Raw genomic sequence first — 13,638 nt, 5'->3', positions numbered from 1 at the left:
ACGTTAAGATTGAATTTGAAAGGGCCGTCATGACTGACGGCCCTTTTTTATGACCTGCAGATTAAAAATCTGCTGGCTGCTTAAACGTCATGCTGTTGCCAAACGCCGGATGGGTAATGGTTAATGACTCCGCGTGCAGTTGCAGACGCGGCGCCATGCTCAGTGCTTCTTCATGGGCATAAAAGCGGTCGCCCAAAATCGGGTGACCCAGCGCCAGTAGATGCACGCGCAGCTGGTGCGAGCGGCCGGTAATCGGCTTGAGCCGCACGCGGGCGCTGTTGCTCGCTTCGTATTCCAGCACCTGATATTCGGTCTGAGCGGCTTTACCGTTCTCGAAGCATACCATTTGCTTAGGGCGATTAGGCCAGTCGCAAATCAGCGGCAGATCGATCAATCCCTCTTCCGCCGCAGGATGGCCCCACACGCGTGCCACATAATACTTTGACGGCTCACGCTCGCGGAACTGCCGCTTGAGCTCTCTTTCCGCAGCCTTATTCAGCGCCACCACGATCACGCCGCTGGTGGCCATATCCAGGCGATGCACCGATTCCGCCTGAGGGAAATCACGTTGAATGCGCGTCATCACGCTATCTTTGTGCTCCTCCAGGCGACCAGGCACCGACAACAAGCCGCTTGGCTTGTTGACCACCATAATGTGCTCGTCCTGATACAGAATATGTAGCCAGGGGTCGAGCGGCGGATTGTAGGCTTCCATCAACATGTCGTAGTGGCCTTCAGCAATTATTGGTGCGTGACAACGATCAGACGCAGCGCGTCCAGACGCCAGCCCGCATCACCGAGGCTCGCCAGCACCTGCTCGCGATTGCTTTCCAGCGCTTCAACCTCATCATCACGGATGCTGGGGTTGACCGCTCGCAGCGCTTCAAGACGTGATAGCTCGGCACTCAGCTTCTCATCCGCCTCGACTTTCGCCGCTGCGATGATCGCCTGTGCTTCCGGAATCACCACTTTTTCGGCTTGGGTCAGAATCTCGTGCACTTCCTGCTGCACTGCGTTAACCAGTTTGCTACCGGTATGACGATTCACGGCGTTTAACTGGCGGTTAAAGCTTTCAAACTCCACTTTGCCTGCCAGGTTGTTGCCCGCACGATCCATCAGCAGACGCACCGGCGTTGGCGGCAGGAAGCGGGTGAGTTGCAGGCTTTTCGGAGCCTGCGCTTCAACCACGTACACCATCTCAACCAGCAGCGTCCCAACCGGCAGCGCTTTGTTCTTCAGCAGTGACAATGCACAGCTGCCGGTATCGCCGGACAGGATCAAATCGAGACCATTACGGATCAGCGGATGTTCCCAGGTGATGAACTGGGTGTCTTCACGCGACAGCGCCTGGTTACGGTTGAAGGTCACGGTGCAGCCATCTTCCGGTAAACCTGGAAAATCCGGCACCAGCATATGATCGGATGGCGTCAGCACGATCAGGCTGTCACTGCGGTCTTCCTGGTTGATGCCGACGATATCGAACAGGTTCAGCGCGAAGTTAACCAGGTCGGTGTCGTTATCCTGTTCGCCGATAGCATTCGCCAGCGCCTGCGCTGCTTCGCCGCCGTTGGAGTTCAGCTCCAGTAAGCGGTCACGACCCTGCTCCAGCTGCGCTTTCAGCGTGTCGTGCTGTTTGCGGCTCTCTGCAATAAATTCATCCAGCCCCTGTGGATTCTCAGGTGCGGCGAGGTATTCGATTAACTTGCTGTATTCGCTGTCATAAATGGCGCGTCCAGTTGGACAGGTATGCTCAAACGCATCCAGGCCCTCGTGGTACCAGCGCAGCAGCACCGCCTGGGCGGTTTTTTCCAGCCATGGCACCAGGATCTGAATGTCGTGCATTTGGCCGATACGGTCGAGACGGCCAATACGCTGTTCCAGCAGATCCGGGTTAAACGGCAGGTCGAACATTACCAGACGGCTGGCGAACTGGAAATTACGGCCTTCAGAACCGATCTCCGAGCACAGCAGTACCTGTGCGCCTTCTTCTTCTGAGGCGAAGAACGCCGCAGCGCGGTCGCGTTCCAGAATGGATAATCCTTCGTGGAACACTGCAGCACGAATACCTTCGCGCTCGCGCAGCACCTGCTCCAGTTGCAGCGCAGTGGCAGCCTGAGCGCAAATCACCAGTACTTTCTCTTTACGGTTGCTGGTCAGGTAACCCATCAGCCACTCTACGCGCGGGTCGAAGTTCCACCAGGTACCGCTATCACCTTCAAATTCCTGATAAATCTTTTCCGGATACAGCATGTCACGCGCGCGTTCTTCTGCGCTCTTGCGTGTGCCCATAATGCCGGAAACTTTAATCGCGGTTTGATACTGCGCAGGCAGTGGCAAACGAATCTGGTGCAGTTCGCGTTTCGGGAAGCCCTTCACGCCGTTACGGGTGTTACGGAACAGCACGCGGCTGGTGCCGTGGCGGTCCATCAACATCGAGACCAGCTCTTTGCGTGCTTCTTCTTTGCCTTCACGATCGCTGTTCGCCACCTGCAGCAGCGGCTCGATGTCCTGTTCACCGATCAGGTCATTGATCAGGTTCATCTCTTCTTTGGTGATCGCCTGATCGGCCAGCAGCGAACTCACCGCATCGGCCACCGGGCGATAATTCTGCTGCTCAGCCACGAACTGGCTGAAGTCGTGGAAGCGATTTGGATCGAGCAGACGTAAACGGGCAAAGTGACTTTCCAGACCCAGCTGTTCCGGCGTTGCCGTCAGCAGCAGCACGCCCGGCGTTTTTTCCGCCAGCTGTTCAATCACCTGATATTCACGGCTTGGCGCATCTTCGCTCCAGGCCAGATGGTGGGCTTCATCGACCACCAGCAGATCCCAGTCGGCATCGGCCAGCAATTCAAGACGCTGCTTGTTACGGCGTACGAAATCCAGTGAACAGATAATCAGCTGTTCGGTTTCGAAGGCGTTGTCGCTGTCGTGCTGGGCTTCGGTGTAGCGGTCGTCATCAAACAGGGCAAAGCGCAGGTTGAAGCGGCGCAACATCTCAACCAGCCACTGGTGCTGCAGCGTTTCCGGCACCACGATCAGTACGCGATCGGCACGACCGGCCAGCAGCTGTTGCTGAATAATCATCCCGGCTTCAATGGTTTTACCCAGGCCCACTTCATCCGCCAGCAACACGCGTGGCGCATGACGACGGCCAACATCATGGGCGATATGCAGCTGATGCGGAATCAGGTTGGTGCGCATGCCGCGCAGGCCGCTGATCGGCAGGCGATACTGCTCACTCTGGTATTTACGCGCACGGAAGCGCAGGGCAAAACGGTCCATACGGTCGAGCTGACCGGCGAACAGGCGATCCTGAGGCTTACTGAACACCAGTTTGCTATCCAGCATCACTTCGCGCATCACCACGCCGCTTTCTTCGGTGTCGAGACGCGTGCCGATGTAAGTCATTAATTCGTTATCGTTGCGGACTTCATCGACGCTCATCTGCCAACCTTCGTGGTTGGTGATGGTGTCGCCCGGATTGAATATCACACGGGTGACGGGAGCATCATTACGGGCATACAGGCGGTTTTCGCCGGTTGCCGGGAACATCATGGTGATCATGCGCGTATCGATCGCCACCACCGTTCCTAATCCCAGTTCACTTTCCGTATCACTAATCCAGCGCTGACCCAGTGTAAAAACCATATATTTTTAGCTCGACTCTCTGACATGCCATAAAGAAGTTCACCTGCTCTCAGGCAATACATCACCGCCAAACGAGAGTTTGGTCAGAGTGTCTATGCGGTGAGAAACAGGAAGGGCGCTATGGTACTGGATGGCAGGGCATTCGTCACCTGTCAAAAAAGCCCCAGCTGCCCGGTGATAAGTGTAGCAAAGTCATCGCCGACGAAGGGTAAAATGCCATCTGCCACCGGTTGTAACTGTTTGGTGACATAGTGATCATAGTCGAGCGGCGTGGTGCGCGCTTCCAGCGGTTCCGGGCCAGCGGTCGCCATCACATAGCGAATGGACCCGCCATTTTGATGCTGTAATGGACGCTGTAATTTCCGATTTTGCTCATCGGCGAGGCGAGCCGCGCGTACATGGGGTGGCACGTTTTTTTCATAATCTTTTAACGGGCGGCGCAGGCGCTTTTTGTAGACCAGTAATTCATCCAGTTCGCCCGCCAGCAACTGCGCCACGGTCTCACGGATATAATCCTGCCATGGCTCACCACGGAAAATTCGGCCATACAGATTTTGCTGGAACTGCTGCGCCAGCGGTGTCCAGTCGGTGCGCACTGACTCCAGCCCTTTAAACACCAGCCGTTCTGTTCCGTCGCTGCGAATCATGCCGGCGTAGCGCTTTTTACTGCCTTGTTCAGCACCGCGAATGGTGGGCATCAGGAAGCGACTGAAATGGGTTTCGTACTCTAATTCCAGTGCGCTCTCCAGCCCGTAAGTCTGCTGCAGATGTTGCTGCCACCACGCATTGACCTGTTTAGCCAGACGATGACCAATGGCGGCGGCCTCCGCCTCGCTGTGTGCGCCTTTCAACCAGACAAAGGTGGAGTCGGTGTCGCCATAAATCACATCAAACCCTTCGGCTTCAATCAGCTCACGTGTTTGCTGCATGATGGCGTGGCCACGCAGGGTAATTGAAGACGCAAGACGTGGATCAAAGAAGCGACAGGCGCTGGTGCCAAGCACGCCGTAAAAGGCATTCATGATGATTTTCAGCGCCTGTGACAAAGGCTGATTGCCGTTGCGTTTAGCCGCTTCACGCCCTTGCCAAATCTGCTCCACAATCGCTGGCAGGCAATGGGTTTGGCGTGAGAAGCGCGCATGGCGAAACCCGGGCACGGAATCGGCATCGTCTGGATGCGCCAGCCCCTCCACCAAACCGACGGGATCGATCAAAAAGGTGCGAATAATGGAGGGATAAAGGCTTTTGTAATCCAGCACCAGCACCGAGTCGTACAGGCCGGGCCGTGAGTCCATCACATAACCACCCGGGCTGGCTTCGGGCGCCACTTCACCAAGGTTAGGTGCCACGAATCCTGCGCGATGCATACGCGGAATATAAAGATGACCAAACGCCGCCACCGAACCGCCGTGACGATCGACCGCCAGGCCATTGACCGTGGCGCGTTCCAGCAGGAACGGCATGATGGCAGTGTGCTGGAAAATACGCGTCACCAGTTCGCAATCTTTCAGGTTGTACTTCGCCAGCGCGGGTTTGTCATGGGCAAAACGCCAGTTGATCTCCTCCATGCGCTGCCACGGGTTGTCGATGTCTTTTCCTTCGCCGAGGAGCTGGCGTGACACCGCCTCAAGACTGAAAGAGGGAAAGTCCCAGAATGCGGATTTCAGCGCTTCAATACCATCAATCACCAACCGCCCGGTGGCTTGTGCGAAGAAGACGCCAGGCTTAAAGCCGTGCTCGCGCCACTCCAGCGCCTGATTTTGGCGTCCTAAGCGCAGCGGAATGCCATAACGATCGGCGTGTTTTTGCAGGACGCGCAGATCGAACTGCACTACGCTCCAGCCGATGATCACGTCAGGGTCGTGGCGGGCGAACCAGCCATTGAGCTGTTCCAGCAGCTGCGGGCGGCTATCCACATAGATGAGATCGAAATCGAGCGTGCTGGCGTCGCCATTGGGCGGACCCAGCATGTAAACCTGGCGCTGACCGCAGCCCTCCAGCCCGATGCAATACAGCTCACCGTGTTCCGTGGTTTCGATATCCAGCGAAACCCATCTTAGCTGCGGGCGGTAATCTGGATGCGGTTTCAGGCGAGCATTGACCACGCTATCGCCGCGCACCTCGCCGCTGAACCACACCGGCGCAGTGATGAAACGCTCCATCAAATAGCGCTCTGGCGGGCGGATATCGGCCTCATACAGCGCGATGCCATTTTCTCGCAGTCGCTTTTCCAGGTATTGCAACTGGCGATGGCTGCGGCAATAGAGACCAAAGACCGGACGACGGCGGAAATCTTTCAGCTCGAGTGATTGCACACGAATATGCCGCTCGTCACGGATCAACGCTTCGGTTTGCTGGCGGAACTCTTCTGGAATGAAAGCCACGGACTCTTGTGCCGGTAGCACCAGCCGCTGTGGACCCTCATCAGTCGCCAGCCACAGCACCACTTCGCTGCCGGTTGGGGTATCTCGCCAGTGGCGGGTAAGCAAAAAACCTGCGCGTGGTTCGGTCACGTGAACTCCGGGAAATGAATTGCCTGAAGTATACCATGGATGTTTATACAGTGCCTGTGTGTGGCGACATTGTCAGTACTCTGTCAACATCGTCCTACAATTCTTGCCTTGACGGTTTGGCGCTGGCTCCGGACAATCCAGCCTCTATATTCCGCAGAGGATAGTTATGGAAGCCTGGATTGAACATCTGTTTTCGCAATCGCTGGAGTACGCGCTGATGGCCGTGGCGCTGGTGACCTTCCTTGAGTCACTGGCGTTCGTGGGATTGCTGTTGCCAGGAACCGTATTAATGGCCAGCCTTGGGGCGCTGGTGGGCAGCGGACAGATTGGCCTTTATCCTGCCTGGGCGGCGGGTTTTGCCGGTTGCCTGATTGGTGATTGGGTCTCGTATGGCATCGGCTGGAAGTTTCAGGGGCCATTACACCGCTGGAAATATCTGAAAAAGTATCAGGGCCTGCTGGATAAAACTGAGCACGCGCTGCATGAACACAGCATGTTTACCATTCTGGTGGGGCGCTTCGTCGGCCCGACGCGTCCGTTGATTCCACTGGCGGCGGGCATGCTGGAGCTGCCGGTGCGCAAGTTCCTGCCACCTAATCTGATTGGCTGTATTCTCTGGCCGCCAGCTTATCTGATGCCGGGTATCCTCGCCGGTGTGGCGATTGATGTGCCGCAGGCCTCGCAAGGCGGCCATTTTAAGTGGCTGCTGTTGCTGGTGGCTTTGCTGGTGTGGATGGGATTCTGGCTGATGTGGCGCTGGTGGCGCAGTGGCAAAACCACTGATTGGGCGACGAAATATCTGCCGCAGGCGCGTTTGCGCTGGCTGGCACCGCTGGCGGCGGCTATCGGCGTGGCGGCATTTATCGCCATTCAGTATCACCCGATGATGCCTATCTTCCGCCAGCTATTGTGGAAGGTGTTCTTCGCTTAAGGCTTTTTCACGCCAAGGATGGTAGCCGCTTCACTCTCTCCACTGATCAAGCTCGCCGTGCTGCCATCCCAGTAAATCCGCCCATCGACCACCACCAGACTGCGCGGCGCAATTTGCTGGGCGTCTTCCAGGCTGTGCGACACCATCAGCAGCGTGATATTGCGGCTTTCACACACCGTACGCACCAGTTGCAGCATCTCACCGCGAAGCGCCGGATCGAGCGCAGAGAAGGGCTCATCGAGCAGCAGGATCGGCCGATCGCGCAGCAGGCAGCGCGCTAAGGCCACGCGCTGGCGTTGACCGCCGGAAAGCTCAGCTGGCAAGCGGTTCAGCATCTCGGCTAATCCGGTCTGCTCAGCGATGGCGGCCAGCTGTTGCTGCTGTTCCCACGTCAGTTTCAAGCCTGGATGCAAGCCTAATCCCATATTTTGCTGCACCGTCAGATGCGGGAAGAGGTTGTTCTCCTGAAACAGCATCGACACCGGCCGCGCCGACGGCACGCTGCGCGTATGATCGACGCCATTCATTATCAGGGTTCCCTGACTCACTGGCAGAAACCCGCCGATCAAGCTGAGCAAGGTGCTTTTGCCTGCGCCGCTGGGGCCGAGGATCGCCAGACGTTCCCCCGCCTGGGCTTCAAAACGGAAGCGCATTGGCAGATGCTGGTAAAGGTAAGTGAGATTATTCAGTGTCAGCATGACGACCCGGCAGTTTTTCCATCAGAGTAAAGAGCAACAGGCACAGTAATAACAGTAGCAGTGCGGTTACGGCACCGTCTGCGCCGCGGTAAGCGCCAATTTGCTGGAACAGATAGAACGGCAGCGTACGGAAATCGGCGCTGCCAAACAGGGCCACCACGCCGAAATCACCAATCGACAGCACGCAGGCAAACGCCAGCGCTTGTGCAATGGGCCGCTTCAGCGCGCGCAGTTCAATCAGTTTCAGGCGATTAATACCAGCAATGCCCAGTGATGCGCAGAGCGGGGTGTAGCGAGCGCTGATATCGCGCATCGGGTTCTCCAGTACCTTCATCGCATAGGGGATGGCAATCAGCGCATTGGTGAAAATCACTAAGCCATCGGCGCGCTGCGGCAGGCCGATGGTGGCGTTGAACAGCAGGAAAAAGCCGCTGGCCAGCACGATGCCGGGCATCGCCAGGATCAGCATACCGCTTAGCTCCATTGCCTGTGCCGCAACGTTGCGCTGACGCTGACGCAGCTCGCGACTGCTCCATAGCAACATGATGGTCAGCACCACGCACAGCAATCCGGCGCCGATGGCGATGCGCAGTGAAGTGAAGGTCGCTTGCCATAACGCGGGCTGTTGCAGGGCACCTGCAACACCACCGCGCAAGCCATCAACGATCACCGCAGCGAGCGGCGGCAGCAACAGCAGTAGCGCACAGACAATCAGTAGCGTGTCGCCGATCCGGGCATGCCAGCAATCCTGCGGATCACGCCAGCCGCGAATATTTTGGCTGCCGGTAGGAATGGCTTTACTGAAACGTTGGCTGAGCAGCACCAGCAGCAAACAGCACCCGAGTTGTAACAGTGCCAGTAGCGCCGCACGGCTGGGATCGTAATCAAAACTCAGCGCCTGGTAGATGGCCAGTTCCAGCGTGGTGGCACGCGGTCCTCCGCCTAATGCCAGTACCGTGGCAAAGCTGGCGAAGCACAGCATAAAAATCAGGGCTGCGGTGGGCAGAATCTGGCGCCGCAGCCATGGCCATTCGACTAAACGAAACAGATTCCAGCCGCGCATACCAAGTTGGGCGGCTAACTGACGCTGCTCGCCGGGAATACTTTCCAGCGCCTGTAACAGCATGCGGGTGGCGAGGGGCAGATTGAAGAACACATGTGCCAGTAAAATGCCCTGCAAGCCATAGGGCGAGAAGGTGTAATCAATGCCAGGCAGGCTACAGAGGTGCGCCAGCCAGCCGTTGCGACCGTAAACACTGAGCAAACCAAATACGGCCACTAAAACCGGCAATACCAGCGTCATGGCACACAGGCGCAGCAGCAGATTACGTCCCGGAAAGCGGCGACGATACAACGCACGTGCCAGCAGAATCGACGGCAGCACCGAGAGCAGGGCAGATAAAAGCGCCTGCTCAAACGAGAAGGCCAGGACGTGGTGCAGATAATTGTCTGACAGCAGGGCGCGCCAGTCAGTGACCGGCGCCGCCATCACTAAGGCGCCAAACGCCAGCAGTGCCACTGCGCACAATAGCAGCGCAACGGCACTTCCAGGAATTAACCAGGCTGGCATTAACGGCTAACGGCTTGTTGCCAGGTACGAATCCAGTCCGCGCGATGATCGGCCACTTCGGCTGAGCAGTATTGCAGCGCATTCGCCGGCACGGTCAGAGACTGATAACCGGCAGGCAGATCGCTTTTGATCACCGGATACATCCAGTTGCCAGTCGGAATGGTCTGCTGGAAGGCTGGCGATACCATAAATTGCATAAACTGCTGCGCCAGTTTGGGCTGTTTGCTGCTAGCGAGCTGTGCAGCCACTTCCACTTGCAGATAATGGCCTTCGCTAAACGGCGCAGCGGCGTAGTTATCTTTCTTCTCTTCGATGATGTGATATGCCGGAGAGGTGGTGTAACTCAGCACCAGATCGCCTTCGCCTTTCAGGAACAGGCCATAGGCTTCGCTCCAGCCCTTAGTGACGGTGACCGTTTTCTGTGCCAGCTTCTGCCAGGCGTCAGGTGCTTTATCGCCATACACTTTTTGCATCCACAGCAGCAGGCCTAATCCCGGTGTGCTGGTGCGTGGATCTTCATAGATCACACGCCACTTTTCCGGGCTTTCGACCAGTTCTTTCAGGCTTTTCGGTGGGTTCTTCAGCTTGTTTTTATCGTAGACGAAGGCGAAGTAGCCGTAATCGAACGGAACGAAGGTGTCGTTATGCCAGCTATCAGGCAGTTGCAATTGACTGGTGTCGACGGTGCTTTTTGCGAACAGGCCGGTTTTTTCGGCGGCTTGCAAGAGGTTGTTATCGAGGCCCAGCACCACATCGGCTTTGCTGTTTTTGCCCTCCATCCGCACGCGGTTGAGCAGCGACACGCCATCTTCCAGCGCCACATAGTTCAGTTCGCAGCCGCACTCGGCTTCAAAGGCTTTTTTAACGGCAGGGCCGGGGCCCCAATCTGCAGAGAACGAGTCGTAGGTGTAAACGGTAAGAACAGGCTTGACAGCCAACGCCGGGGCAGAGATCAACAGCAACACGGGCAAGACTTTGTTTAACACTTTGCGCTCCTTGAGGAGAAGATAAAGTTGAGTCGCAAAGGATCTGAGTTAGCGGGCATCTCAAATCCCTACGCCGGTATGAGCCGGATCAGGTTCGACGGGTTTCTCTCAGCCCAATACCAGGGCACCCCGTTGAGAACGGCTTATTTTAGACACTTCTGTGACAGCGCGAAAGTGTCACAGCTCCGGTGGTGCAAACCAGGCCGATTTGAAGTCAAACCAGCCGAGCGTATTGAGCCGCACACCGCGCATACTGCGCTGGCCTTCCAGCAGTAACCAGTGATGGAAGAGCGGATGAACAAAGTCGCTGTTCACCAACTGCTTACTCCAATCGGCTAAGGATAAGTTTTTTTGCCGCCACTGCTCCGCATCGGCATGCCAGTTAATCGGGACGCAGTGGTGCATTAGCGGCAGCTCGTAGAGTTGGGCAAACAGCGCGTACTCCAGTGGCAGCGTGAAGTTCACACTGCCGAGCCAGATGTCACTCTCTCCTTCACCTTCGAACCACTCTTCGTAGCTCAGCTCGCGCGTGATCAGCTCAACGCCCTGTTCAGCCAGCAGCGGGCGTAGGGCGTTAGCAATCCCTTCATGCTCAACATGATGGCTGTACCAGCTGATGGTCAGTTGCGTGAGTCCATCGGGCTTTTCGGCTGGGGTGAGATCGCGGCGATGATGCCAGCGCGGTAAGAAACCGTATGCAGGGAACCAGTAGCGCTGATAGCCCACACCCGCATGGTTGAGCAGGGCAATCGGGTTAAGCAGATAGCTCACCCAGCGTCGAAAATGGGCATCCTTACCACGCTCTGAGCGCTGGTCGAACAGCAGGAAATAGCAACCTTCTTCCAGACGGCTCTCTTCGGATTTCTCATCGGCGGTTTCCCCCTGCAGCTTAACGCCGGCATACACCAGCTCGTCGCTGATTTCCGGCAGCACCCAAATCGACACGTCATCAATCAGAGCGCGATAGCCAAAATAGTCATCAAAGGCGGCGATTTTCAGCTGCGTCTGCTGGTTGCGTACCACGCTGTAAGGACCGGTGCCGATGGGTTGACGGGCAAAATGGCGCAACGTCGGCCATTCGCGCGGCAGGATCATCGCGCTGACGCTGGCCAGCAGCCAAGGCAACCAGCTATCGGGCTGTGACAGATGAATATCCAGCGTCCAGGGCGCGGGAGAGTGCAGTTTGTCGATATGCGAGAACAGCGGCTGACTGCGTACACGTTCCAGTGAAGCGATGATGTCATCCATCTCCAGTTCACGTCCGTGATGGAAGCGAATCGCGGGTCGTAAAAAGAAGCGCCAGTGGAGTGGGGAGGTTTGTTGCCAGTGATGGGCGATATCCGCTTCGATTTCCCCCTTTTCCTCATTTATTCGGGTCAGGCCGTTAAAGATTTGTCGCGCCAGATGGGTTTCCGAACGACGCAGCGGCGAGCCCGGCAGCAGATTGGGCAGCGGACGGTAATAGAGCACGCGCAGGATGTGCTTGCCCTGGCGGAAACTGCGCCCGAGATGCGCCGCAATCATCTGCCGCACCTGATTCTTATCGCCCACCAGTTGCACCAACTGCTCTATGCGGTCCTGCTCCAGTAGATCTTCGGCGCGCTGCTGCTGGAGTGCCAGGCCGGTGTAATTGAAGCTCAGGGTCGAACGCTTACCGCGCCCGGCTTCTGCCTGCCAAATCAGCCAGCCCGCATCCTGCATGGCATTCAGCAGGTTACGCATATGGCGCCGCGAGCAGTGCAGTCGTTCAGCCAGATCGCTTAAGGTAGTTTCCTGATCCAGCCCCTGGCAGCTTTGCCACAGGCGGATGAACTGCTGTTGCAGTCGCGCAGAGGACATAAAAGGGGAACTCCTTCTCAGAATCGCTCAGTTTTTCCTGCCTCATATTAGAGGCATACTGCCAGGCAATGGAAGAGCGGGAGGCATTCAGCAATGAATGGCGCTCTGCCAGCGGTTCCACCGACGTGGAGCCTTTTCTGAGTAGGGTGCATTTCACCGCCAGCAGCGTTTTCTCTGCTGGCTTTTTTCGTTTTGCTGTGAAATCTTCTACCCTCTTTGTCTTAGCCTCATTTCTCCGCAAAGGGATTTCTGCATGAAATCGCTGTTAACGCGCCAGCGTCGTATCAATCCGGTTTATCTCTCTTTTATGGCGGTGTCGTTTATGACCGGTGTCGCCGGTGCGTTGCAGGCACCCACGCTGAGTCTGTTTTTGACGCGCGAAGTGCAGGTGCGACCGTTTTGGGTCGGGCTATTTTTTACCATCAACGCGATTGCCGGGATTGTGATTAGCCTGCTGATGGCGAAACGTTCGGACAATCGCGGCGATCGTCGCAATCTGATCCTGTTTTGCTGCCTGATGGCGGTACTGAATGCGCTGCTATTCGCCTTTAATCGTCAGTACCTGACGTTGATCAGTGTGGGCGTGTTGCTGTCAGCGCTGGCCAGCGTGGCGATTCCGCAGATCTTTGCGCTGGCACGCGAGTATGCGGATCAGTCGGCGCGTGAAGTGGTGATGTTCAGCTCGGTGATGCGTGCGCAACTGTCGCTGGCATGGGTGATTGGCCCGCCGCTGTCGTTCGCCTTAGCGCTTAACTATGGCTTCGTGACGCTGTTCTGCGTGGCGGCGGCGATTTTCCTGCTCAGTATGCTGCTGATTTGGCGCACTCTGCCTTCAGTGCCGCGCGTGGCCGCGACGCCAGAGCAGGTGCTGACCCAGCTCAGTCCGTGGAAAGATAGCCAGGTGCGAGTGCTGTTTATCGCCTCGGTGGTGATGTGGGCGTGCAACACCATGTATATCATCGATATGCCGCTGTATATCAGCTCCACGTTGGGGCTGCCGGAAAAACTGGCGGGCTTACTAATGGGGACGGCCGCAGGATTGGAAATTCCCATCATGCTGCTGGCTGGACACTACGCCAAGCGCTTTGGTAAGCGCAAGTTGGTGCTGTTAGCGCTGGTGGCGGCAATCCTGTTCTATCTCGGACTGGTGTTGTTCCAGTCGCGCATGGCATTGATGGTGCTTCAGCTGTTCAACGCGGCGTTTATCGGCATCGTCGCGGGAATTGGCATGCTGTGGTTCCAGGATTTGATGCCGGGACGCGCGGGCGCAGCGACCACGATGTTTACCACCTCGATATCGACCGGTTTGATTATTGCAGGATTGATACAGGGCACGCTGAGCGAGCGCTTTGGCCATGAGTCGGTGTACTGGCTGGCATTAGCGATGGCGATGGTGGCGTTGGGGCTGGCGTCGCGCGTGCGTGATGCCCAATAAATAAAAAGTCGCCCGCAA

9 protein-coding genes and 1 riboswitch are annotated in these 13,638 nt (G+C 56.9%); of the genes, 2 read left to right on the top strand and 7 right to left on the bottom strand.

The window, feature by feature from the left end:
* Positions 1 to 61: 61 nt before the first annotated feature.
* The 3 genes from rluA to polB form a co-directional block, all read right to left on the bottom strand.
* Positions 62 to 721: a bifunctional tRNA pseudouridine(32) synthase/23S rRNA pseudouridine(746) synthase RluA gene (rluA, locus tag FD737_RS11670; RefSeq protein ID WP_097118323.1), complete on the bottom strand. Its 660-nt coding sequence runs from the start codon at positions 719 to 721 to the stop codon at positions 62 to 64.
* Between the two features lie 20 nt (positions 722 to 741).
* Positions 742 to 3,648 carry an RNA polymerase-associated protein RapA gene (gene rapA / locus FD737_RS11665; RefSeq protein WP_160833559.1) on the bottom strand — a complete coding sequence of 969 codons (2,907 nt, stop codon included), beginning with the start codon at positions 3,646 to 3,648 and terminating at the stop codon, positions 742 to 744.
* A gap of 152 nt (positions 3,649 to 3,800) precedes the next feature.
* Positions 3,801 to 6,161, bottom strand: a complete 2,361-nt coding sequence (gene polB, locus FD737_RS11660) for a DNA polymerase II (RefSeq protein ID WP_160833558.1) — start codon at positions 6,159 to 6,161, stop codon at positions 3,801 to 3,803.
* Positions 6,162 to 6,327: 166 nt separating this feature from the next.
* On the opposite strand from polB, the gene FD737_RS11655 reads away from it, so the two are divergent.
* Complete coding sequence (locus FD737_RS11655; RefSeq protein ID WP_160833557.1) at positions 6,328 to 7,092, top strand: DedA family protein; 765 nt, start codon at positions 6,328 to 6,330, stop codon at positions 7,090 to 7,092.
* Here the strand turns inward: FD737_RS11655 and thiQ are convergent.
* The 4 genes from thiQ to sgrR all read right to left on the bottom strand — a co-directional run bounded on the left by thiQ (position 7,089) and on the right by sgrR (position 12,185).
* Positions 7,089 to 7,790, bottom strand: a complete 702-nt coding sequence (gene thiQ, locus FD737_RS11650) for a thiamine ABC transporter ATP-binding protein ThiQ (protein WP_160833556.1) — start codon at positions 7,788 to 7,790, stop codon at positions 7,089 to 7,091. The genes FD737_RS11655 and thiQ overlap by 4 nt on opposite strands.
* A complete protein-coding gene (gene thiP / locus FD737_RS11645; protein WP_160833555.1) occupies positions 7,774 to 9,360 on the bottom strand; it encodes a thiamine/thiamine pyrophosphate ABC transporter permease ThiP in 1,587 nt (528 codons plus the stop codon). Before thiP ends, thiQ begins: the two co-directional genes overlap by 17 nt.
* Positions 9,360 to 10,346, bottom strand: coding sequence for a thiamine ABC transporter substrate binding subunit (thiB, locus tag FD737_RS11640; protein ID WP_160833554.1), 987 nt, complete (start codon positions 10,344 to 10,346; stop codon positions 9,360 to 9,362). The genes thiP and thiB overlap by 1 nt, the downstream gene beginning before the upstream one ends.
* A 47-nt stretch (positions 10,347 to 10,393) precedes the next feature.
* Positions 10,394 to 10,488, bottom strand: a riboswitch (TPP riboswitch).
* A gap of 35 nt (positions 10,489 to 10,523) precedes the next feature.
* The gene (gene sgrR, locus FD737_RS11635) at positions 10,524 to 12,185 is read right to left on the bottom strand and encodes an HTH-type transcriptional regulator SgrR (RefSeq protein WP_160833553.1); all 1,662 of its coding nucleotides are present in this window, start codon (positions 12,183 to 12,185) and stop codon (positions 10,524 to 10,526) included.
* Positions 12,186 to 12,438: 253 nt separating this feature from the next.
* Here sgrR and FD737_RS11630 point away from each other — a divergent pair, with 253 nt between their 5' ends.
* Positions 12,439 to 13,620 carry an MFS transporter gene (locus FD737_RS11630; RefSeq protein WP_160833552.1) on the top strand — a complete coding sequence of 394 codons (1,182 nt, stop codon included), beginning with the start codon at positions 12,439 to 12,441 and terminating at the stop codon, positions 13,618 to 13,620.
* Positions 13,621 to 13,638: the final 18 nt, after the last annotated feature.

Origin of the sequence: Pantoea sp. Seng (assembly GCF_009829935.1) — a bacterium.
Classification (GTDB): domain Bacteria; phylum Pseudomonadota; class Gammaproteobacteria; order Enterobacterales; family Enterobacteriaceae; genus Pantoea; species Pantoea communis.
The sequence above is the reverse complement of the archived record's forward strand: the minus strand, read 5'-3'. Positions and strand labels throughout refer to the sequence as shown.

Excerpts from the sequence above, each read along its gene's own strand:
- rluA (WP_097118323.1), bottom strand. The coding sequence starts at position 721 with ATGTTGATGGAAGCCTACAATCCGCCGCTCGACCCCTGGCTACATATT.
- rapA (WP_160833559.1), bottom strand. The coding sequence starts at position 3,648 with ATGGTTTTTACACTGGGTCAGCGCTGGATTAGTGATACGGAAAGTGAA.
- FD737_RS11655 (WP_160833557.1), top strand. The coding sequence starts at position 6,328 with ATGGAAGCCTGGATTGAACATCTGTTTTCGCAATCGCTGGAGTACGCG.
- thiQ (WP_160833556.1), bottom strand. The coding sequence starts at position 7,790 with ATGCTGACACTGAATAATCTCACTTACCTTTACCAGCATCTGCCAATG.
- thiP (WP_160833555.1), bottom strand. The coding sequence starts at position 9,360 with ATGCCAGCCTGGTTAATTCCTGGAAGTGCCGTTGCGCTGCTATTGTGC.
- sgrR (WP_160833553.1), bottom strand. The coding sequence starts at position 12,185 with ATGTCCTCTGCGCGACTGCAACAGCAGTTCATCCGCCTGTGGCAAAGC.
- FD737_RS11630 (WP_160833552.1), top strand. The coding sequence starts at position 12,439 with ATGAAATCGCTGTTAACGCGCCAGCGTCGTATCAATCCGGTTTATCTC.